Below are 21,791 nucleotides of genomic sequence, written 5' to 3'. Positions count from 1 at the left end.
AAAATTGAGGTGCTATTCCCGCAACGCCGTCTTACCTCAGTTTTTGACCTGGAATCATCCAGGTGGGAGTTGAAAACATCGATTTAAAGTTTCCAAGTACAAGCTTGGTATACTGCCATCGAGCAAATGGCTCCCTATCGTTAAAGTTATAGATCAAAAAACAATATTGGCAGTCACCAACGTCGCAGGAATCGCTAGTGGGCATTGTAACAGGGATTTCTGTATCAGCCCAGTGAAAGTCAGGATTTCGGTAAATACCTGAGCCTGACACAATTAGGATACCCCCGTTACAATCAGCTTCAAGCACATTAGGAAACCAATATGTCATCCCACCCCCCTACTCAGACTTCTGAGCCATCCACCTCACCAGAAGTCACCCGCGAAACAGCCCGCAAACTCGTAGAACAATTAACCATTACTTCTGGAGACTGGCACCGCCTCAAAGCCAACCGTCGAGCTAGAGCATTAGAACAGGCCGCTACAGCGATTGTATTTCTACTTAATGATCAATCCGAAGAAGGACTGCTTCGCTTACAGCAAGCCGTGGGTTGGCTGGATCGATCCATTAGTGCGCCGCCTTGCCCCACCCACGGACATAACTCACAGGGCAACCCCAAAGCCCCCCAATCTTAGGCATTAGCATTGATTTGACTCCTAAGCGACGGTCAAAGGCCTTAAGTCTTTCTAAGCTGATACCAATAATGGATGAAGGCGTCTAGAATTCAAGCAAAGATAGCCTAGCTCTTGAGTATGAAACTCGGAAAAGTTGTTAAGTCCGATTCGCACTGCGACTACGTCATTCAAGTGGATGATGACATGGAAGTATTGACCCCTCCTCGACCGGATGACTATGGGTTTGGCTGCTTCGTCAAACTAGAAACTGAAGAACGACATTGGGCTGTAGGACTAGTCTACAACTCTCAATTATTTAATCCCGCCTATCTAAGTTCAGGGCCACGCTTGGTCAGTCAGCCTGATCCCTTCTTTACGCCAGATTTAATTCGAGAAACTCGGACCTTGCTCTGGTGTGTTCTGATTGGTGTACTGGTAAACGATCAGTCAGAAACGTACGGCGATCAAGGGATTCCCAGCTTGGTGGTCCCTGTCAATACACCCGTTTGGACAATGGCCTCTGAAGATATCCATGCCTTCCATTTAGACCGCAAACATCAACCCCAATTTGGCTACTACAGTCATCTATTACGGTCTGGGGGAGCTTTTGCCTCACAGCTTGTCGAACAAGTTCTTGGGCAAATTAGTCCCTTATTTGATGGCAGCGACCGTAGAGCTCTCGATATCCTGCGCAAGGAATTGTCTTGGAAACATACGATGGGCCTGATGAAATAGGTTCGTTATCCCAGACAAGCCGCTCTAAAAATAAGCCATAAAAAACCGACAAACTGAACCAAGTCTGCCGGCGTACTGTGTGTTCCCCATTGACGACTCAGATAGCACCGAGTCTCTTGTAGTATGGCAATTGAAGATAGGTCCAGACAGGATGTAGATCACGCAGACTTCGTGATCCTTATCACCATCGATACTATTGGTAATACGCAGTTTATTTGTCTATGCTGAGCGAACCGCAACAAGACGGTCATTTACTGGTTTATCCACCTGCACAACCCATTGGTCGTGCCAAACGCCTACTCCACGTTAACGGTGTGACTAGTTCAGCTGAAAGACAGCTACAAGACTTAGAAACCTTGGTCTGGTTGACCCTAGATCGCCCTCTTGACATTGTCGGCATCCATAACAGTACCTCTGGTTATCGAGGTGACTTACTGGAATCCATGATGGGCAAGGCTGAACTCGCCCAATTTTGGCCGGAGCGGCTCTCTGCAGATAATGACAAACGACTGCAAAAGTATGCCGACATGCTGAAGCTTCTGTGCGATCGCACCCTCCCCCCAGAAGCCGACATCCTCGCAGAGCTGCAGCAACAGCGTCAAGACCTAGCCATTACCCTAGGAGAAGCAGCTCAAAAGTTGCCCTTTGACCTAGATATTATGCGGCGACTCCCCTTTATTCAAAACATGAATTGGGATGATTTCGAGGCATATTTATACGGCAGTTACCCAGCCGGAGCCCCACGATCGATCCTGCGTCTGGCCTATGAAGTTGTTCAAAGTATTCGGTCAGGGTCAGAGGTGATCATTTTGGCCCATAGTCAGGGCAGTATTATTGCCGCTCAAGCCCTCCATATCCTGCAGCGATTCTTCCGACCCTATACCAAGTGGATTGAAGCCCTACACTGCATTTTCTATGGCCCTGCCGTCATGGTGGATGATTTACCGCCCTTACTCAGACCTCAAACCATTCTGATTCAGCATCGCCAAGACCTAGTGGCCGAAGCCTTTAGTAATCTCAGACATGTATACTGCCAACGGCTGAGGGTTTAACATTTTAGATTGAGCTACAACTCTTTCTAACAAGGGATTTGAAGCTCATGAAAAAAGTAAACTTTCAACTCGTTCGGAGTATAGATTTGTGGACAAACCTACAAAATCAAGTCAAATCCTTAATGGAACGAGCCGATAGTATTTTTGAGTTGGGTCAAGACGATTCTTTCCACAGTGCTCGGCACTACCTCGGCCAGCTAGAGACACCAGACAGCAAGCAGGCAGAGCAGTTACTGCAACGCTTACTCATTGAAGATTGGCAAACCAACCCGGTTTTAAAAGCCCTGGGATCGACTCGCATCATCCTAGAATCTCAGGCTCTATAAACATCGTAATTTGTCGTTTTATTGCAATAGACTTGCGTTTTGTTTCGAGGACCTGAGAATTCTAAAAGTTCTCGTTAGGCTAGCAGTACGAAGGTTATACGACCTTCACTAGACGGAACTTGGATCGCAAGATTATGACCATCGCTGCAAACAATCAACCCAATTCTCTAGCCCAGACTAGTCCACTCAATCCGTCCGTCGTTCAAACAACCATGATTGTGACGGTAATGGCCTGGATCGGGGCCAGCGTCTTGATGGACTTTATTATCATGCCAGGGCTCTATTTTTCTGGCATGATGTCAGACCCTGGATTTGCATCAGCCGGGGATATGATTTTCTCCATGTTTAATCGCGTTGAATTAGTGGCCGGAGCTGTGGTGCTATCGGGCACGTTATTTTGGCGAGCCACCACTCCTCAGTTGCCTTTGAGTAGAGCAGCCATTCTTCTCGCAACCATTCTTCTCGCCATCCCATTTATCTATACCTATGGCCTCACCCCACAAATGAGTGGTTTAGGAATTCAACTGTCCTTATTTGAATCGGTTGTTGTCCCCGACACCATGGATCAACTGCACTATGTGTACTGGAGTTTTGAAGTTCTCAAGCTAGCAGCCAGTGGAGTGCTTTTATCTTGGGTATGGAAGCAGTCTCAACAGGCCTAGTCTCATCATTTCCATTTCTTGCTCCCATGCTTTTCAATCTTTGGCATGATTAGTAATGGAATTCACGATGAAACAGCATGGCCCGCCTTCAGTCCAAACCGTCTACTCCCACTTGGTTCGCAATTATCAAACTATTGCGATGGGATAAGCCCGAAGGCCGCTTAATCCTGATGATTCCAGCCTTATGGGCTATTGTCCTGGCGGCCCAAGGTAAACCCTCTTTGGGACTTCTAACTATCATTATTACCGGCAGCCTAGCGACTAGTGCTGCCGGTTGTGTTGTTAACGATTTGTGGGATCGGAATATTGATCCCCAAGTTCAACGTACTCAGAAGCGACCTTTAGCCGATCGGTCTTTGACCATTCGGGTGGGTTTAGCTGTTGCCTTTATTGCATTTGCCTGTGCTTTTGGACTATCTCGGTTCCTCAACCCCTTAAGTTTTGGGTTGTGTGTCGCTGCGGTTCCCGTGATCATTTGCTATCCATTAGCCAAACGAGTGTTTCCAGTCCCACAATTGGTTTTGGCGATTGCATGGGGCTTTTCAGTGCTGATCAGCTGGAGTGCCGCCGTTGGTAATCTCAGTATGGGAGCCTGGCTATTATGGGCCGCGACAGTACTGTGGACCTTGGGGTTTGACACCATCTATGCCATGCCTGACCGCCCCGATGATCGGCGGCTGGGCATTAATTCCAGTGCGTTATTCTTTGGCAACTATGCTGAAGCAGCCATTGCCTTCTTTTTAGTGGGTACGGTCGTCTGCTTAGGCGTGCTTGGGTACAGCCTCAATCTTCACTTTGGGTATTGGACATCCCTAGGGCTCAGTACCTATCTCTGGTGGCGTCAAATTTACCGACTTAGACGCAAGAACTTAATTCCTAGCGCCTATGGTCAGCTGTTTCGCCAAAACGTTTGGATAGGATTACTCCTATTGGTTGGAATGATTACCGGATCTTTACTGCGCTAATAGCTACCGAGCATCTGTATCCGAGACGTTAATCGCCACTGGAATATCTACCGGAGATTGCTCAATGGCAATCAGTAAATCCGAAGGCTTCAAGTTGTCTGATGGCGAATTAATAGCCACAGTGGAACTCTCTGGGCGATCAGGATTTTGAGCGGTTTGAGGGACCAAAGACCCGCCTCCAGAGAAGATACTTGAGATGGCCGCGACTGCCACAGCCGCTGCAGCCCCTACCGTTGCCCACAGGGCTAATTTTGGCTTGCGCTCTACTTGAGCAAACACCGCTTCTACCGTTTCTTCAACTGATGTAGAGGCAGGCACGGGGGTAGCCTGAAAGCCACGCTGGAGTTGCAGAAGTTGCTGATAGCACTGATTAAATTCAGGGTCCGTAGCTAACCAAGCTTCTACTTGCTTCCGCTCAGCAGCAGAGGCTTCTTCGTCCAGATAGGCACTCAGTAGCTCAAACCGATCAAATTCTATTGTTTTAATGTCATCCATAGCAGTATCTCACTTGCCCGATTGGGAGGTTTAGATGAAATAAATTAATGTCTCACCTTGATTTAGTACAGAAGGTGATCAGTACGGTCATCTACCTGAGACAAAAAGCTGATACCAGGTCGGTATCTCAAGCAAGCGTTTCATGAATGAAAGCCTAGTTTAAATCTAACGTATGTTTAGGGGACCAACAAAGAAGTGTTAAAGGTTTTACTTCTATATTCTTAGAATGATCAACTTTGATGAAGAATTTAACGTCAACCTTTAAGATAATTTTGCAATTGCCCTTGCAGCCGCAAACGAGCTCGAGCAATCCGAGATTTGACGGTTCCTAAGGAAACCCCCGTAATTTCAGCAATTTCTTCGTAGGCTAAGCCTTCAATTTCTCGCAAGACAATTGTGGTACGAAACGCTTCTGGGAGTTCTGCGATCGCATCATTGAGTTGCCCGTAAAACTCATGGGTAGCTAAGCTTTCATTAGGACCGGGTTCCCCCGAAGCAATCTCCCAGGCAATATCACCATCTGCCATAGTCAGCCGCGCATCCAAAGACAGGGGACTACGGTGGCGCTTGCGCTTGCGAAGTTCGTCGTAGAACAAATTGGTGGTAATCCGACTCAACCATCCTCGGAACTTAGGGGGCTCCTTAAGGCGGCTGATATTTCGATAGACCCGGATCCACACTTCCTGGGCCAAATCAGCACGATCATCCCAATCGGGAGCGAGATGATAGAGCACCCGATCAACATGAGACTGATAGCGTCTAAGGAGTTCTGTAAAAGCAACACGATCGGGGCGCAACCCAGCTTGACAAAGTTGCACCAGCTCAGAGTTACCAAGTTTTGCTGCTGGTATTTGCACGTGAGGTTCTGAATCCTCAACCCTAACCCTTGACCAAGATACCTGAAGACTGGCTGTCATGAATGGAATTGACCATAATTACACCTGCCTCTTTTGACGCAGGAGATAAATGGGGGGTTCCCATGACCGCAAGTTGGTTTCTTATAATGTGAGATACTTCACTAGCCTAGCGGCAGTTTCCCTTCATTGCTGAACTTTTCTTGGACTTTCATCCTTGGCTATGCAAACCATTGATTCTTCCTCCTCGGCTGCGGCAACTGAACCCCTACAAATCGGTCATCGACAGTTCCAGTCAAGGTTAATGACCGGCACGGGTAAATATGACGATTTTGAAATGATGCGGCAAAGTATTGCTGCCAGTGGCTGCGAGATTTTGACAGTTGCCGTCCGTCGGGTGCAAAGCAATGCCCCTGGACATCAAGGCTTAGCCGAAGCCGTGGATTGGCATAAGGTATGGATGCTTCCCAATACCGCTGGGTGTCAAACGGCAGAGGAGGCTATCCGGGTCGCCCGATTAGGACGAGAAATGGCCAAGCTGTTGGGGCAAGAAGACAATAACTTTATCAAACTAGAGGTGATCCCAGACTCTAAGTATTTGCTACCCGATCCCATTGGCACCTTGGAGGCTGCTGAGCAACTGGTCAAAGAAGGGTTCGCGGTCCTTCCCTATATCAATGCCGATCCCTTGTTAGCCAAACGTTTAGAAGAAGTCGGCTGTGCTACCGTCATGCCTTTGGGATCTCCCATTGGATCAGGGCAAGGGATCAACAATGCCGCCAATATTCAGATCATTATTGAGAATGCAACCGTGCCCGTTGTGGTAGACGCCGGGCTTGGTTCCCCCAGCGAAGCAGCCCAAGCCATGGAGATGGGGGCTGATGCGGTGCTGATCAATACTGCAATCGCAAAAGCTCAAGATCCAGTGATGATGGCCACTGCCATGGGAATGGCCACCCAAGCTGGGCGATTGGCCTATCAGTCTGGACGTATTCCGATCAAAGCTTATGCTAGTGCCAGTTCTCCTTTGATGGGGCGAGTCTCTAGCTAAGGTACGAGCCTATTAGCGGCTAGTCCACTAAGAATATCTAAAGTCCCCTCTCACATCGTGGAATTGCTCCGGGGATCATACAGCTCTTGTTACAGTCAATTTCGTGATCAGAACGAATGAAAATGCTGTCACCATAAACATTTGGTGTTAGAGGCGGTCTGTTATAATTCGTGAAACTTAATGAATTTTCTTTAACTATGCCCTACACCACTGAAGATCGAGGTCTCGTCAATAATTTCGCTGTCGAGCCCAAATCCTACGCAGCCGAGCCTGCATCCGATCAGAAGAAAACCATGAATATGGCGTTGACCGTCGGTGGTGTTCTACTAGTAGTCGGTCTTTGCGCTTTTGCTGCCACCTTGTCTTAGGCACAGCTTAAGTCCAACAAACTAGAATCCTTTTTTCTTCGGCTCTGGGTATAGCTCATTCATTCGTTATTCGTTACTTGAATGCGGCACTTGGCATCCCGATTTGATGATAGATTAGGGCTGAGCAGCGGTAGCCTGCTTACGTTTTGAGAATCAGCCCAGTTCTGTTTTTTGTTCTAAACCTATGTCAGCAGAGCAACCCACCCCCTCGGAATCAGAAGCAGATATCAAGGAACCCAAAGCTAACCTTGAAACACCCAACGCTCCTGATTCTGATAAATCCCCGACCATTGATGTTCCTGCTAAGGCAGAGTCAACCGCTACAGTTCCTGACTCGTCTGCAAAAGCGGAGCCCATTGATACCCCCTCAGATTCACCTAAAGCGGCTCCAAAGCCTCCCCCCCAGGCTGAAGAACCTGAATCAGCCTCTTCTACGCCAGATCAGGCTGAAAAGCCTAATGCTGAAAAGCCTAATGACGTAAAACCCAAATCAGCAAGACCTAAATCTGGGAAAGGGCCAAAATCTACACCTAAAAAAGGGCCTAAGTCTAAAGCTGACTCTGCTCAGAATTCAACAATCGGCGATTCCAAGATTGAAGTTGTTTTAACCCAATTAGTAGGGGGGGGTGGGTAAAGTCCTAGGCTCAATCCTCTCTACCATCGGCAATCAGGTAAAGAAGGCATCCTTTTACAGCAAGGTAGAACCCGTTGTTAAAGCCATTAGTTGGCTATGGAATAATGTCATTGTTCTCATTGGCAATGTGGTGATTAAGCCAATCTGGGGCTTGGGACTGAAGATTCTGCGAGGTCGCTTTCCAGAAGGTTTAAAGTCATTCTCTGATCGGTTTTTAACCATTGTTATTCTCAGCTTCGCAACCTTAATCTACTGGTTATTTTCCTCCCTGATCCTGCCTAGTCAACCAGCAGTTCAGCAACAGCCCGCCCCGGTCGCTAAATCTCCGGCAACCGCCCCCGTTGCTCAACCCACTCCTGTCTCGCCACCCTCGACACCTGTCGCTGAGGCTCCAGCAGAAGAGCCACTGCCTCCTCCAGAGCCAGAGCGGAAGCAGATTATCGAGGTGCAGTCTCAGGTCGCCCAAGTTTTTGATCAGTATTCTCAGGATATTGTCCAGTCCGTTCAAGCCAATTTCCAGGCTGAGCGGCTAGTGATTAAGGTAAGCGATCGCTGGTTTGACTTGTCCCGATCTGAACAAAATCAATTAGGAACGGACGCTCTTGAACGAAGCCGTAAACTGAACTTTCCCAAGCTAGAAATGCGGGACCAGACCGACCAGCTCCTAGCGCGAGAGCCCGTGGTTGGATCAAACATCATTGTGCTGCAGCGGCGTACAGCATCACCGGAGCTAACAACAGACAGCCCTGCCTAAAAGTAGTCCGTTCATACCTATACATTGATTAACGCACCTATTAATTAATAGGTGCGTTAATCAATATGCAGTAGATATCGGTTGCATTTCCCGTGCGATTAGTGGTCAAAATGCTTTAAGATTTGTAAAGAAATGCAACGGTGTTGAGTAAAATTTGACCCAAAACTGGGCATTGTTGAGTCTAAACACCCCACCCTACTCCCCCTAAAAACTGTGAGACAGCGATTAACAGAAGGCAATGTTAGTGCCCAATTGATCAAACTTACCTTGCCGCTGGTGTGGGGAATTTTTGCGATTGTTGCCTTTAATTTGGCAGACACCTATTTTGTCGGCCAGCTCGGCACGAAAGAACTAGCAGCCATGAGTTTTACTTTTCCGGTGGTCAGCACGTTTGGCAGCTTAGCCATGGGATTGGGAACAGGCGCTGCTTCAATCATTGCCCGAGCGATCGGTGAAGGGGATCAAACCAGAGTAAAGCGCTTTACCACCAATAGTTTGACCCTAGCGCTGGCCATCGTTGGGGTCTTTATCGTAGTGGGACTATTAACGATTGATCCACTCTTCACGGCCCTGGGAGCAACGCCAGATGTTCTCCCTTTGGTTCGGGACTATATGCAGATCTGGTATCTAGGCATGATTTTCTTGGTGGTACCAATGGTGGGGAACAGCGCTATCCGGGCAGCCGGAAATACTGCAACCCCCAGCGTTATTATGACCGTCGCAGCTGGAATTAATATTGCCCTAGATCCGCTGTTTATATTGGGTCTAGGGGGATTACCGCGTTTAGAATTACAGGGCGCAGCCATAGCAACGGTGATTGCACGAGCCCTTACTTTTGCTGCCTCCCTGATCGTTCTGCACTTTAAAGAACACCTGCTCTGCTTCCAACGCCCTAAGCTGTCCGAGATGCTGCGATGTTGGCTGGATATCCTCCGCATTGGTCTCCCAGCGGCGATGACCAGCATGATTACGCCGATTTCTGTGGGGATGATTACGAGTCTCCTCGCCTTCTATGGTGAAGAAGCCGTAGCAGCCTTTGGAGTGGCGTCGCGAGTGGAGTCCTTTGCCTTAATCACGCTATTTGCTCTGGCGGCTAGCATGGGTCCTTTTGTCGGCCAGAATTGGGGAGCGAAAGCTTACACGAGGGTGCAGCGATCTCTCAAGATCAGCTTTCAATTTTGTTTGTTTTGGGGCATGTTGATGGCTGTGTTACTCGCAGCGACTGGCAGACAATTGGTCAGTTCGTTTAATGGCAATCCTGAGGTGGTTGCGATCTCAGCTCTATATCTCCTCATCGTCCCTATTACCTACGCTCCAGCAGGGATTATCCAAGTTTCTAGCGCCACGTTTAATGCGTTGGGCAAACCCATCCCCTCCGTTGTGATGACAGCCATCAGAATGTTTGTCCTTTATATTCCTTTGGCTTATTTTGGGTCTCACTTTTTTGGTATTCAAGGCATTTTTGTAGCAACGGGATTGTCTAACCTTCTAACCGGGGTTGGAGCCTATCTTTGGAATCAAAGAACATGCAATCTTCGACAGACCGTACCTCTAGAGTCTGCATTATGATTCCAATTCTCATGTTTAAAGGCTCAGCAGCAACCCAATACGCTGCATTTATTGCATAAAATTTGAAACCAATTCCAGCAATATCTTTGGTGCATCAGCTCGAATCGAATGACCAGAGTTGGGCACGATTTCTAATCTGGCATTTGGAATCGCCTGAGCAATCTCTCTCGAAAATTGGGGTGGACAAATCCAATCTTTTTCAGCCCCGATAACCAGCGTTGGCACACTGATTTGAGGCAGTGCCGCTCGAATATCATAGGTTCTTAAGAATCCACCAAAGGCTTGGTTGATCGCCTCAGGATTAAAAATTACTCGACGCCAAGCATCCATCGATTTGTCTAGATCGAACGTTAAAGAATAGAGAGGGCCTAAAAGCTGAAAATACTCTTGCAACTGCTGTTCAGATGCGAACTGGCCATCCCACAGCAATTGAGCAATGACTTGCTGTTCGGGTGTTCCTTCCCTGGCAAGCTTCGCTTGGGCTAAGGTTAAAAATCGAGAATCCGCAGCCGTGACCACGGGAATTAACTGAGAAACATGGTTGGGGTAGCGGCTGGCATAGGTAAGTGCGACCATTCATAGGAAAACCCAAGTAAACCTATACGCTCTAGCCCCAAATACTGGCGTAGAGCCTCCATATCTTCAACATTGTTATCCAGGGTATAGGTCTCAGAATTACCTCGTGCTGAGCGACCATGACCCCGATGATCAAAATAGACGAGTTGAGCGATTTCACTCAATGGCGATAAGACGGGGCGGCAGGTCGTATGGTCTACCCCTGGTCCACCATGGATGACGAAAAATACGGGTTTTTGCTGGATATGGGAGGTTGCGATCGCAAGTTCACAGCCTTCAACATCAAAGTAAAGTTCAGTATCCCGAATTCTAGCCCGCATGGTGACGACCTCATGCCTTTTCAACTCCCAGAAGATAGGCACAAAAGTTGGGTATACTCCGAACGAGTTGAAAGTTTACTTTTTTCATGAGCTTCAAATCCCTTGCTAGAGAGAGTTTTAGCTTAATCTAAAATGTTAAGCCCTCAGCCGTTGGCAGTATACCTAAAATCTAAAAGCCAACCTCAAAAAGCAGGGACTCGATTTGAGCCCCTACTTTCACCGATTACTGATTCCCTTCCAGATTGGCATTCAGCTTCTCAGCCACTTGATCGTCAATCAGGGTATCATCCCCTACTGCCGCAGGATCAATACCTAGCATGGACCGTTGTTGCTCACCAGGCTTGTTGGGATCATAAGCAGGCCGCTCGCCGCCAGAGAAAGGTTTGACATCATTGATGTTGTAATTCCGAGCGGTGCGATCGTCAATCACATCGTCAGAATCCGTAAAAGGCATTCCTTCAAATGAGGGATCAGGTTCTCCTAAACCACCATCATCATAGGAATTAAAGCCTGTACCCGCAGGAATGAGGCGTCCAATGATCACATTCTCTTTCAAGCCTCGCAGCCAATCAGATTTACCCTGAATCGCAGCTTCCGTCAGAACTCGAGTCGTTTCTTGGAAACTAGCAGCCGAAATAAAGCTATCGGTATTCAAGGATGCCTTGGTAATCCCCAATAACACGGGCGTATATTCCGCCGGGGCTCCACCCGTAATCGACATAGCCGCATTCACCTGTTCCACTTGATACAGATCAATTAGCTCTCCTGGCAGCATCGTGGTATCACCCCCATCGTCAATTCGGACCTTAGAACTCATCTGCCGAACCACTACTTCGATATGCTTATCTGAAATATCAATCCCTTGAGACTGATACACCGACTGCACACCATTCACGAGAAACTTCTGGACTTTCTGCAAGCTAAGCAATGCAGATTCATAAACCCCCTTCGTCTCCCGGTGGAACCGGAAATAAATTTCCAGAATGTCATGGGGGTTCAGCGGACCATCTGTAACCGCTTCGCCCGCCTCGACTGTCTGACCGTCTAGGACAATGGGGTTTTGTCCAGGTCCGATAGGATAATCGGTAATCGTCCCATCCTGTTCAACAATTTTGACTTCAATACTGTCATCATCGTTGTAAATAACTTGGCAAGTTCCAGAGCGTTGTGCGAGAGTGCACATCTCCTTGGGTTTACGGGCTTCTAGCAACTCTTCAATTCGAGGTAGGCCCTGAATAATATCTCCCGTCTTGGTGCGCTCAAACACCAGCAGTGCTAAGTTGTCGCCCCGTTGGACCAGATCCTGGTCATCAATTTGTAAGACCGCTCCTGGAGAAACCAAGTAAGGACGGGCAATGCGCAAAGTAACCTTGCCATCTTCAACTTTCATGACTTGGCAAGACTCTTCAACTGTCACGCCAGCAGCTACTTCATCTCCTGCCCTGAGGAGTTCTCCCTCAGAGGCAGAAGTCGTTTTCCCTGAAGTCTCAATCGTGATGAGATCATCATTCGTCATCAGCAGAATTCGGCGAGTTGCCTCATTCCCACTCCGGATACCTCGAATCTTACCGCCTTGCTTAGCCTTGATCTCGGTACGAGCCACCACAGCCCCCGGATCAATTTGCTGTCCTTCTTCAACTAACAGCCGTGTTTTGGTACTTCCTTGGGTTTGATCCGCAGAAACATCCCGGCGAATGACTAAAGTTTCTAAAATCACCAGCTGTAGACGAGAGATTTCCTCATCCTTGTCATCTGACAAAATTTCAATATCAGCAGCAATTTGCGGCGCATCGGTATCAATTTCCAGTACCAATTGAGTCCGCAGTAAATCAACTCCTTCAACTGACTTCACCCGCTCGCCATCTTTATAAGGAAGACGCTGCACTGCCTTTAGACAAATTGAGCGCCCAGCCTCATTAATCGATTCTTGAGACGGAACAGCAGGTTTATCCGGTACAGGAAACTCAGTAACGGGCCGGAGGAGAACCGCATCCCCTTCTGGGGTCGTGACACATTCGATGTATCGCAGTTCATCTGTCCCTAATCCAGGTAAAAGTTCTTCTCCTGGATTTAATAGGGTCTGATCCTTACTCTTGACTGCTTCTGGGTCATCGACTAAATGCAGATCCCCAGGTTTGACCAACACCTCTCGTAAGATGTCGTTTTTCTGGGTAACTTCGACCACTCCATTACTTTGACAAAAGATATCTTTGACCACTTCTGTGCCAGCTTCAACATATTGGCCATCTTCGACCAACAGTAAAGAAATATCTTTATTAACCTCATGGGATTCTTCCGCAATCCAGAGCAACGTTCCACCCTGGGTCACTTCGAACCCTTGCTTCGCCTTACCTTTTTTAGTAACTTCAACGCCAGCATATTTGAGGATGCCACCAGTTTTGGTGCGGTAGTGATCATCGATGAGTTCAGCAACCACTTGACCATTGATGACCTTAGTCCCTGGAGCCGCTTTCAGCAGAAAACGCTGCTTCTTCTGGGCTTCAATTACATACTGGTCTCGGCCTTGCAGACTCTCCAGACAGACTTTAGCTTGGTCCAGCAAAACAGAAGCCGTAATAATTTCAACTTCTCGGCCCCCTTTGCCTTCTTCCTGTACCGGAAGACGAACGACACCTCCATGCTCAGTGACAAGCTTGGTCTCTGCTAAAACATCTTCACCGTTGATGTAGTCTTCGTTTTTAACGATAGGCTCAGCACCAGGCGGTAAGTTATATACTTCACCAGAAAGAACCCAAATCAAGCCGCCACGAGGGGCAATGCGCGTCGTATTGCCTTGTCGATCATGCTTTTCTTCAGGGACGAGATTCGAAAATTGCACCTCTCCAGCCAGATCAGAGGCCACATCCTTCGTCGCTTTTTCAGTGGTTTTGCGAACATTTCGTCCGGCAGCTGCCACTTCTGCTAACATCTGCCCCACTTTCACAGCTTGGCCATCTTTGACTAAAAGCGTTGAGTTTTGGGTAATTTCAAAGGTTTCGTTTTTCCCTTCCCCTTCTAAGGTCAAACTGGTGCTCACTTCAGCGGTCAGGGCATCTTCCCCATGACGAGTTCTGAAGGGACGGCTCCGCATCTTTTTGGGGAACTTGATTTTGCCGTTGAAAGGTGCCCGGATTTGGCGAGCCACTTCACCGGTAAACACTCCACCTGTGTGAAAGGTCCGCATGGTGAGCTGTGTTCCTGGTTCACCAATAGATTGGGCTGCAATAATACCAACCGCTTCCCCAGTATCTACGAGGTGAGCATGGGCCAGGCTCCAGCCATAACAATGCTGACAAACGGAGCGAGCTGCTTCACAAGTTAGGGGAGAGCGAACAATAACTTCTTCCACTCCAGCCTTAGCAATCTCTTTCGCAATGGATTCTGAAACAGCCTCATTCTTGGGCAGAACCACTTCTCCCGTTTCGGGGTGAACGACTTCTTCCAGAACAACACGCCCTAACAATCGATTGGCTAAGGGAATCAAAACGCGATCGCCATCGGTCATACTACGGACCGGAATTCCGCGTTTGGTCCCACAATCTAGCTCTCGGATGATCACATCTTGGGAAACATCCACCAAACGACGGGTCAAATACCCCGAGTCAGCTGTTCTCAGAGCGGTGTCCACCAGTCCTTTACGAGCACCGTAAGAAGAAATAATATATTCCGTAACCGTTAAGCCTTCACGGAAGTTGGTCTTAATCGGTAAGTCGATGATCTCTCCTTGAGGATCTGCCATCAAACCCCGCATACCCACCAATTGGCGGACCTGGGATAGGTTACCCCTTGCTCCTGAGAACGCCATCATGTAGACCGAGTTCAGGGGGTTATTGGAGCGAAAGTTGCGAACCACCTCATCTTTGAGTTCTTCACTCGTGCCGTTCCAGGTATCAATTACCTTCTGAAACCGCTCAACTTCAGTAATTTCACCACGAGTGTAACGATCCTCTGTTACTCGAATTTCTTCTTCAGCAGTTTCTAAGAGTTGGCGTTTACGGGGAGGGACTTGAAGGTCATCGACACTAATGGAGACCCCGGCCTTAGTGGCGTATTTAAATCCTAAATCCTTCAAATGATCCGCCATCTCGGCGGTGCGGGCGGTTCCATAATGGGTAAAAGCCCAATGCACTAGCGACTTTAACTGCCCTTTGTTGACGATTTTATTACAAAAGGCTGGTGGAGTCGCCTCGCGAGGGGAATGGGTTGAACGCTCTGCCATAATCTGCTTCTCCAACTTAGCTAGCCAATGAATCTTGGATGGTTTTGTTGTAAATCATTCGACCAGGGGTCGTGCGAATATATTGCGAAATCAAGTTCCCGTCTGCATCCTTACGAATTCGGCGAGAGGGGTAAGTTTGGATAACCGTCCCGTCAGCAGAGGTTTCTACTTCAGGTTCAACGTCATCCTCTCCGTCATCGACAGAACCATCAAATCGAACCCAAACGTACGCATGCAAGTCAATTTGCTGCTGCTCATAGGCCATAATGGCGTCGTCCAAATGGGCGAAATACTTACCCGCCCCGTTTTGCCGATCCGGATTCTCTGCGGTCAGGTAGTAAGCACCCAACACCATGTCCTGACTAGGGGTAACAATGGGACGTCCTGTTGCTGGAGACAGAATATTATTCGATGCCAACATTAGAAGACGGGCTTCCGACTGGGCTTCAATCGAGAGGGGAACGTGAACAGCCATTTGGTCCCCATCAAAGTCAGCGTTAAAGGCCGGACAGACCAGAGGATGGAGCTGAATTGCTCGACCATCCACCAGGATGGGTTCAAAAGCTTGAATTCCTAATCGGTGAAGGGTCGGTGCCCGGTTTAGCATCACCGGATGCCCCTCGATGACTTCTTCCAATACATCCCAAATGACGGGATCATTCCGTTGGATCAAACGCTTAGCAGCCTTGATATTGTTCACCAAGCCTTGGCCGATCAAGCGATGGATAACAAAAGGCTGAAAGAGTTCAATCGCCATCTCTTTCGGCAATCCGCACTGGTGCATTTTCAGCTTGGGACCCACCACAATGACAGAACGACCGGAATAGTCAACCCGCTTACCCAGTAAGTTCTGGCGGAAACGGCCTTGCTTTCCTTCAATGATGTCAGAGAGAGATTTCAGGGGACGATTATTGGCTCCTACCACGGTGCGGCCCCGACGGCCATTGTCGATCAAGGCATCAACCGCCTCTTGCAACATCCGTTTTTCATTACGGACAATAATCTCTGGGGCTAAAATCTCTTGTAATCGAGCCAGCCGATTATTGCGGTTAATCACCCGGCGGTACAAATCGTTGAGGTCAGATGTAGCAAATCGTCCACCATCCAATTGCACCATCGGCCTCAAATCCGGTGGAATAACAGGAATGACGCTCAGAACCATCCAGTCTGTTTGGGAGCCTGTGCCGACAAAGTTGTCGATCACTCGCAAACGCTTAATGAGCTTTGCTCTTTTCTGGCCCTTAGCAGTGCCAATGGTTTCTCTTAAAGTCTCCGCTTCTGTTTCTAGCTGGATATCTTGCAATAACCGTTGCACAGCCTCAGCACCAATTCCTACCTCAATTCCTTCCAGTTGGGAATCTTCGCTGTAGATTTGATCTTCAATTTCGATCCACTGATCTTCTGTTAATAGTTGCTTATAAGAAAGCGTATCGGCATTGCCTGGATCCAAAACCACATAGGCATTGAAATAAACAATCTGTTCAACATCCCGCAGGGGCATGTCTAACAGGGTGGCCATATAGCTAGGAATGCCTTTCAAGTACCAAACATGGGTCACAGGAGCAGCTAATTTGATATAGCCCATGCGATGACGACGGACTCGCGATTCTGTAACCTCCACACCACATCGCTCACACACGATTCCCCGGTGCCGCACTCGCTTATATTTGCCACAGTGACATTCCCAATCCTTGGCGGGGCCGAAGATTCGCTCACAGAACAAACCATCCATCTCCGGTTTTAAGGTCCGGTAGTTGATGGTTTCTGGTTTGGTGACTTCACCCACCACTTGGTTATTGGGTAAGGTGCGCTCCCCCCACTGCCGGATCCGTTCCGGAGAGGCTAGCCCAATTTTGACGTAGTCAAATCGTTGTTCGAGCTTTGGCATCGCGATTAGCTTCCTCTGTTTCCTTGCTAAATATGCTTCGAGATTAATTAGGTTGAAGGAGTCATCCGTTCAACACCTTTGTCCAGGAGACAATTAACTTTCCCCTTCTTCCATATCAATGCGGGAGAATGACTCATAGGTTGGACGAGAAGGGGTGCGTTTGTGGCCAACATCAGCCATCAAATCAACTTCCATATCTCGACTGCCGCCATCATCTTCTGTTTCAATTTTGTGAACAGCAATATCCAAACACAGGGATTGCAGCTCTCGCATCAACACCTTGAAGGACTCAGGCGTACCTGGCCGAGGAATGGCTTGACCTTTCACAATGGCATTCAGGGCTTCATTACGCCCTTGCATATCGTCGGACTTTACAGTGAGGAGTTCTTGCAAGGTATAGGCTGCCCCAAAGGCTTCCAATGCCCACACTTCCATTTCTCCAAATCGCTGTCCACCCTGCTGGGCTTTACCCCCCAAAGGCTGTTGAGTCACCAAGGAGTAAGGACCGGTAGACCGAGCGTGAATCTTGTCATCCACCAAGTGAACCAGCTTCAGCATATAGGCTTTACCTACCGTGACCGGCTGGTCAAAGGGTTCCCCTGTTCGCCCATCAAATATCTGGAGTTTGCCTGGCTTTTCCGGGTCATAGAGCCAATCTTTACCCGTTTTTTGTTGAGCTTCCTCTAGCTTGCCGTGAACGGTACTTCGGGAAGCTTCCTCTCCATGCATTTCATCAAAGGGAGTGAGTTTGAAGCGGGTATTCAGATTTTGCCCTGCCCAACCGAGGAGACACTCAAAGACCTGCCCCACATTCATCCGGGAGGGTACACCCAAAGGATTCAAAACCAGATCGACTGGGGTACCGTCTGCGAGGTAAGGCATATCTTCAATCGGCAAGATACGGGAGATGATCCCTTTATTGCCGTGACGCCCCGCCATCTTGTCACCCACCTGTAGCTTGCGTTTTTGGGCAACATAAACCCGAACCACCATATTGGCACCCGGAGGAAGTTCGTCTCCTTGCTCCCGGGTAAACACCCGCACATCGACTACCCGGCCTTTTTCACCATTGGGGACTCTCAAGGAGTTGTCTCGCACATCTCTAGCTTTTTCGCCGAAGATGGCCCGCAGTAATTTTTCTTCTGGGGGCTGATCAGACTCTCCCTTAGGAGTGACTTTACCCACCAAAATATCGCCTGCTACTACCCAAGCACCGATGCGAATGATGCCATTCTCATCCAGCTGACGCAGAGAATCTTCACCCACGTTAGGAATCTCTCGGGTAATTTCTTCTGGGCCTAATTTGGTTTGTCGAGCTTCAATTTCAAATTTCTCAATGTGAATCGAGGTATACACATCATCTCGAACCAACCGCTCACTGACTAGTATGGCGTCTTCGTAGTTATAACCTTCCCAAGGCATATAGACTACAAGAATATTTTGGCCCAGAGCCAGCTCTCCACCTTCCGTTGCCGAGCCATCGGCAATGATTTGACCTTCCCGAACCTGATCGCCCACAAATACGATAGGGCGTTGGTTTAAGCAGGTATCTTGGTTAGAGCGTTGATATTTTTGGATTAGGTACTCATGTTCATCGCCTTCATTGTCCCGAATGCGAATGGAATCTGCTGAGACATAGGTGACTTCCCCATCGGTACGGTTGATAATCACCATCCCAGAGTCGCGAGCTGCCTGAGCTTCTAACCCTGTTCCCACTAAGGGGCGCTCCGGTTGTAACAAAGGAACCGCTTGTCGTTGCATGTTCGATCCCATCAAAGCCCGGTTAGCATCATCATGCTCCAGGAATGGGATCAAAGAGGTAGCCACAGAAATGATCTGAACTGGCGATACAGCCACATAGTCCACTTCTTCAGGAGATGTGGTGGTGAAGTCCTGACGATAACGCACAGGCACAATCTCACCTTGGATATATCCTTCTGCATCCATGGGAATATCCCCTGGTGCAACCCGCAGATCATCTTCTTCATCGGCGGTCATATATTGCGGAGACTTTTCTTTGAGAACCCGCCCATGCTCAACCTGGTAGAAGGGGGTTTCAATAAATCCATAGGGATTCACTCGAGCATGAGTCGCCAACGAACCAATCAAGCCTGCATTCGGACCTTCTGGTGTTTCAATGGGGCAAATACGACCGTAGTGACTGGGGTGAATATCACGAACCGCAAAGCCTGCGCGCTCCCGAGTTAAACCACCTGGGCCAAGTGCACTAAGACGGCGTTTGTGGGTTAGCTCTGCTAGAGGGTTGGTCTGGTCCATGAACTGAGACAATTGGCTGGACCCAAAGAACTCTTTAATCGCAGCGACCAAAGGTTTCGGATTGACTAAAGAAGCAGGGGTCAAAGATTCCACATCAGAGACCGTCATCCGCTCTTTGATAATGCGCTCTAGGCGGTTGAGACCGACTCGAACTTGGTTTTGCAACAGTTCGCCCACAGAGCGGACCCGACGATTGCCCAAGTGGTCGATGTCATCCACAGAACCGATATCAAATTCCAAATTGATTAAATAATCAATGGCGGCCAAGATATCATCTGGCGTTAGTACCCGTGTCGGCTCAGGGGTATTCAGACGAAGTTTCTTATTTAATTTGTAGCGACCGACTCGACCTAAGTCGTACCGTTTAGGATCAAAGAACCGAGACTCTAGCAGCTGGGTACCTCCACTGACGGTGGGAGGTTCACCCGGACGTAGTTTGCGGTAGAGTTCTAAGAGAGCTTCTTCTTCTCCAAACTGGCCTTCCTTATCAATGGTCTTTTGATAATATTCAGGGTGACGGAGGCGGTCAAAAATTTCACCATCGCTGAGACCTAACGCTTTGAGTAAAACTTGAGCCGATAGCTTACGAGTTTTATCAATTCGGACCCAAACCAGACTATTTTTATCCGTCTCAAATTTTAACCAGGCACCCCGGTTAGGAATCAGGCTAGCATTGTAAGTCCGGCGGCCATTTTTATCGGTTTCAGACTTGTAGTAAACCCCAGGACTCCGAACGATCTGGTTAACAATAACCCGCTCAGCACCATTAATAATAAAGGTGCCCCGCTCTGTCATTAGGGGCAGGTCACCAATAAAGACCTCTTGTTCTTTAATTTCACCCGTTTCTTTGTTGATTAAACGAGTAGGGACATACATCTGCACACCGTAGGTGCTATCCCGGCGTTTGGCTTCATCAACATCATATTTCGGGCGTTTGAGCTTGTAGTTTTTGGCTAAAAAGTGGAGCTCTATTTTGCCGGTATAGTCCGATATGGGGGAGAAACTTTCTAGTTCCTCGATCAATCCTTCTCTCAAAAATGAACGAAAACTTTCCCGCTGAATTTCAACTAAGTCAGGTAAAGTGAAGGCAGGTTGAGTGTAGATCGAGTTAGTCATACAGCTCCTCTAAGAATCACGCCCAGCGCGAATAGAATCAACAATTTTAAGTTACGTTTGTATCGAAAATCAATCTTCTTAAGATTGAACGGGTAAGGACAACTGAAACAATTGGCAGGCATTTTGAGTGGTTATAGCTGCTAATTCCTCTAAAGCAACGCCTCGCAAATCCGCTACCTTTTGGGCTACATATCTCACGTTTGCAGGCTCGTTGCGACGTTCACCCCGCACAGGGACAGGAGCCAGAAAAGGACAATCGGTCTCCACGAGAATGCGATCGCAAGGCACAAGACGGGCTGACTCATGGACTTGGGCCGCATTTTTAAAAGTGACGATACCGCTGAAACTGACATAGAATCCCAGCTCTAGAAACTGTTGCGTCTCTTCTGGGGTGCCACTCCAACAATGCATAACGCCACTCACTGGCCCGTGCATTTCCCAGAATTTTTCGAGCAGCTGCACCATCGCCGATGCCGCTTCTCGACAATGAATAATCACAGGGAGCTGCAGTTGTTGAGCAATCTGAAGATGGGCCCAAAAGACCTGCTCTTGCCGATCACCGTTGTCGGCTTTGAAAAAATCTAAACCAGTTTCACCGATAGCCACTACTTTAGAGTCAGATGCCGCCATCGACCGCATCTGAACCTCCGCTTCTGCAGTCCATTTATCAACATCCAAAGGATGGACACCTACTGCATAGTAGAGTTCAGAAAATCGCTGGGACAGGCTTTGGATTTGTTCAAATTCAGATGGCTCAACGCAGGAATGGACTAACCTCACAATGTGATGATCACGCCAACGCCGAGCAATCTGGTCGAGATCAGGCTGAAAAACATCAAAGTTCAAATGAACATGAGTGTCTATGAGTTGCATGAAGAAGCAATGTCCAAAGCGGTGGAGAAGGAATCTAGATAAATTCAATCTAGATTTCAGAAATAACAGTGCCCAACCTCAAGTCGCTGCTTTAAGGATCCGAGCTAAACCTGCTTTCTTCCGAGCGCCTGTGTTTCGATGAAAGACTCCCACCTTAACAGCTTTATCAATTTTGCTGTAGGTTACGGACATCTCTTTCTGTATCGCAGCAAGCTGATCGTCAGAGGGACTACTTTTATAGTCGTCCACTGCTGATTGAAACCGCTTAGTAAAAGTTTTAATCGCTGATTTGTAAGCTTTGTTTTGCAAACGATTCCGTTCAGCGATCAGGATTCGTTTTTTTGCAGATTTGATATTGGCCACGTTTAATTGCTCAGCAGACTTCCAAGATGGACCGATGAATTACCCAAAGGGATATTGTAGCACCAATTGTTAATCGGCCCTT

18 protein-coding genes, 1 other RNA gene and 1 pseudogene are annotated in these 21,791 nt (G+C 48.2%); 11 read left to right on the top strand and 9 right to left on the bottom strand.

Features of this window, described 5'->3' with window-relative positions:
- Positions 1 to 11: 11 nt before the first annotated feature.
- Positions 12 to 194, bottom strand: a non-coding RNA gene (gene ssrS, locus HRE53_RS15115) — 6S RNA.
- Positions 195 to 321: 127 nt separating this feature from the next.
- Here ssrS and HRE53_RS15110 point away from each other — a divergent pair.
- From HRE53_RS15110 to HRE53_RS15085, 6 genes are all read left to right on the top strand, one after another.
- Positions 322 to 633 (top strand): DUF6439 family protein, encoded by a 312-nt coding sequence (locus HRE53_RS15110; RefSeq protein WP_235107045.1) that lies wholly within the window; start codon positions 322 to 324, stop codon positions 631 to 633.
- A gap of 117 nt (positions 634 to 750) precedes the next feature.
- The gene (locus tag HRE53_RS15105) at positions 751 to 1,347 is read left to right on the top strand and encodes a hypothetical protein (protein ID WP_235107044.1); all 597 of its coding nucleotides are present in this window, start codon (positions 751 to 753) and stop codon (positions 1,345 to 1,347) included.
- 221 nt (positions 1,348 to 1,568) lie between these two features.
- Positions 1,569 to 2,399: a putative lipase gene (locus HRE53_RS15100; RefSeq protein ID WP_235107043.1), complete on the top strand. Its 831-nt coding sequence runs from the start codon at positions 1,569 to 1,571 to the stop codon at positions 2,397 to 2,399.
- A 47-nt stretch (positions 2,400 to 2,446) separates the two neighbouring features.
- The gene (locus HRE53_RS15095; RefSeq protein WP_235107042.1) at positions 2,447 to 2,725 is read left to right on the top strand and encodes a hypothetical protein; all 279 of its coding nucleotides are present in this window, start codon (positions 2,447 to 2,449) and stop codon (positions 2,723 to 2,725) included.
- Positions 2,726 to 2,859: 134 nt separating this feature from the next.
- On the top strand, positions 2,860 to 3,387 hold the full coding sequence (locus HRE53_RS15090) for a DUF4149 domain-containing protein (protein ID WP_235107041.1): 528 nt from the start codon (positions 2,860 to 2,862) through the stop codon (positions 3,385 to 3,387).
- 77 nt (positions 3,388 to 3,464) lie between these two features.
- A complete protein-coding gene (locus HRE53_RS15085; protein WP_235107040.1) occupies positions 3,465 to 4,352 on the top strand; it encodes a 4-hydroxybenzoate solanesyltransferase in 888 nt (295 codons plus the stop codon).
- 3 nt (positions 4,353 to 4,355) lie between these two features.
- Here the strand turns inward: HRE53_RS15085 and HRE53_RS15080 are convergent, their stop codons facing one another.
- Together HRE53_RS15080 and HRE53_RS15075 are read right to left on the bottom strand one after the other, a co-directional pair.
- Positions 4,356 to 4,847, bottom strand: a complete 492-nt coding sequence (locus tag HRE53_RS15080) for an anti-sigma factor (RefSeq protein ID WP_235107039.1) — start codon at positions 4,845 to 4,847, stop codon at positions 4,356 to 4,358.
- A 254-nt stretch (positions 4,848 to 5,101) separates the two neighbouring features.
- Entirely contained in the window at positions 5,102 to 5,764 is a 663-nt protein-coding gene (locus tag HRE53_RS15075) for a sigma-70 family RNA polymerase sigma factor (RefSeq protein ID WP_235107038.1), read from the bottom strand.
- Positions 5,765 to 5,924: 160 nt separating this feature from the next.
- Between HRE53_RS15075 and HRE53_RS15070 the strand changes: the two genes are divergently transcribed.
- The 5 genes from HRE53_RS15070 (at position 5,925) to HRE53_RS15050 (ending at position 10,077) form a co-directional block, all read left to right on the top strand.
- Positions 5,925 to 6,752 carry a thiazole synthase gene (locus HRE53_RS15070; RefSeq protein WP_235107037.1) on the top strand — a complete coding sequence of 276 codons (828 nt, stop codon included), beginning with the start codon at positions 5,925 to 5,927 and terminating at the stop codon, positions 6,750 to 6,752.
- A 197-nt stretch (positions 6,753 to 6,949) separates the two neighbouring features.
- Entirely contained in the window at positions 6,950 to 7,120 is a 171-nt protein-coding gene (gene psb34 / locus HRE53_RS15065) for a photosystem II assembly protein Psb34 (RefSeq protein ID WP_212664155.1), read from the top strand.
- A 184-nt stretch (positions 7,121 to 7,304) separates the two neighbouring features.
- Complete coding sequence (locus tag HRE53_RS15060) at positions 7,305 to 7,754, top strand: hypothetical protein (RefSeq protein WP_235107036.1); 450 nt, start codon at positions 7,305 to 7,307, stop codon at positions 7,752 to 7,754.
- Positions 7,747 to 8,508, top strand: a complete 762-nt coding sequence (locus tag HRE53_RS15055; RefSeq protein WP_235107035.1) for a hypothetical protein — start codon at positions 7,747 to 7,749, stop codon at positions 8,506 to 8,508. The genes HRE53_RS15060 and HRE53_RS15055 overlap by 8 nt, the downstream gene beginning before the upstream one ends.
- Before the next feature lie 213 nt (positions 8,509 to 8,721).
- Positions 8,722 to 10,077: an MATE family efflux transporter gene (locus tag HRE53_RS15050; protein ID WP_235107034.1), complete on the top strand. Its 1,356-nt coding sequence runs from the start codon at positions 8,722 to 8,724 to the stop codon at positions 10,075 to 10,077.
- Between the two features lie 48 nt (positions 10,078 to 10,125).
- Here HRE53_RS15050 and HRE53_RS34895 read toward each other — a convergent pair.
- The 6 genes and pseudogenes from HRE53_RS34895 to rpsT all read right to left on the bottom strand — a co-directional run bounded on the left by HRE53_RS34895 (position 10,126) and on the right by rpsT (position 21,709).
- A pseudogene (locus HRE53_RS34895) lies at positions 10,126 to 10,973 on the bottom strand (alpha/beta fold hydrolase).
- A gap of 223 nt (positions 10,974 to 11,196) precedes the next feature.
- Entirely contained in the window at positions 11,197 to 15,192 is a 3,996-nt protein-coding gene (locus HRE53_RS15040) for a DNA-directed RNA polymerase subunit beta' (protein WP_212664152.1), read from the bottom strand.
- A 16-nt stretch (positions 15,193 to 15,208) separates the two neighbouring features.
- Positions 15,209 to 17,080: a DNA-directed RNA polymerase subunit gamma gene (locus HRE53_RS34385; RefSeq protein WP_212664151.1), complete on the bottom strand. Its 1,872-nt coding sequence runs from the start codon at positions 17,078 to 17,080 to the stop codon at positions 15,209 to 15,211.
- Between the two features lie 93 nt (positions 17,081 to 17,173).
- On the bottom strand, positions 17,174 to 20,473 hold the full coding sequence (gene rpoB / locus HRE53_RS15035) for a DNA-directed RNA polymerase subunit beta (RefSeq protein WP_212664150.1): 3,300 nt from the start codon (positions 20,471 to 20,473) through the stop codon (positions 17,174 to 17,176).
- A 78-nt stretch (positions 20,474 to 20,551) separates the two neighbouring features.
- Positions 20,552 to 21,346: a TatD family hydrolase gene (locus HRE53_RS15030; RefSeq protein WP_235107033.1), complete on the bottom strand. Its 795-nt coding sequence runs from the start codon at positions 21,344 to 21,346 to the stop codon at positions 20,552 to 20,554.
- A gap of 78 nt (positions 21,347 to 21,424) precedes the next feature.
- Positions 21,425 to 21,709 (bottom strand): 30S ribosomal protein S20, encoded by a 285-nt coding sequence (gene rpsT / locus HRE53_RS15025; protein ID WP_212664148.1) that lies wholly within the window; start codon positions 21,707 to 21,709, stop codon positions 21,425 to 21,427.
- Positions 21,710 to 21,791 lie beyond the last annotated feature (82 nt).

Origin of the sequence: Acaryochloris sp. 'Moss Beach' (assembly GCF_021497025.1) — a bacterium.
GTDB lineage: Bacteria > Cyanobacteriota > Cyanobacteriia > Thermosynechococcales > Thermosynechococcaceae > Acaryochloris > Acaryochloris marina_A.
Note: the sequence above shows the minus strand (reverse complement) of the source record. Positions and strands in the feature narration are given on the sequence as shown.

Coding starts and splice junctions, on each gene's coding strand:
- HRE53_RS15110 (WP_235107045.1), top strand. CDS start 322: ATGTCATCCCACCCCCCTACTCAGACTTCTGAGCCATCCACCTCACCA.
- HRE53_RS15105 (WP_235107044.1), top strand. CDS start 751: ATGAAACTCGGAAAAGTTGTTAAGTCCGATTCGCACTGCGACTACGTC.
- HRE53_RS15100 (WP_235107043.1), top strand. CDS start 1,569: ATGCTGAGCGAACCGCAACAAGACGGTCATTTACTGGTTTATCCACCT.
- HRE53_RS15095 (WP_235107042.1), top strand. CDS start 2,447: ATGAAAAAAGTAAACTTTCAACTCGTTCGGAGTATAGATTTGTGGACA.
- HRE53_RS15090 (WP_235107041.1), top strand. CDS start 2,860: ATGACCATCGCTGCAAACAATCAACCCAATTCTCTAGCCCAGACTAGT.
- HRE53_RS15085 (WP_235107040.1), top strand. CDS start 3,465: ATGGCCCGCCTTCAGTCCAAACCGTCTACTCCCACTTGGTTCGCAATT.
- HRE53_RS15080 (WP_235107039.1), bottom strand. CDS start 4,847: ATGGATGACATTAAAACAATAGAATTTGATCGGTTTGAGCTACTGAGT.
- HRE53_RS15075 (WP_235107038.1), bottom strand. CDS start 5,764: ATGACAGCCAGTCTTCAGGTATCTTGGTCAAGGGTTAGGGTTGAGGAT.
- HRE53_RS15070 (WP_235107037.1), top strand. CDS start 5,925: ATGCAAACCATTGATTCTTCCTCCTCGGCTGCGGCAACTGAACCCCTA.
- psb34 (WP_212664155.1), top strand. CDS start 6,950: ATGCCCTACACCACTGAAGATCGAGGTCTCGTCAATAATTTCGCTGTC.
- HRE53_RS15060 (WP_235107036.1), top strand. CDS start 7,305: ATGTCAGCAGAGCAACCCACCCCCTCGGAATCAGAAGCAGATATCAAG.
- HRE53_RS15040 (WP_212664152.1), bottom strand. CDS start 15,192: ATGGCAGAGCGTTCAACCCATTCCCCTCGCGAGGCGACTCCACCAGCC.
- HRE53_RS34385 (WP_212664151.1), bottom strand. CDS start 17,080: ATGCCAAAGCTCGAACAACGATTTGACTACGTCAAAATTGGGCTAGCC.
- rpoB (WP_212664150.1), bottom strand. CDS start 20,473: ATGACTAACTCGATCTACACTCAACCTGCCTTCACTTTACCTGACTTA.
- HRE53_RS15030 (WP_235107033.1), bottom strand. CDS start 21,346: ATGCAACTCATAGACACTCATGTTCATTTGAACTTTGATGTTTTTCAG.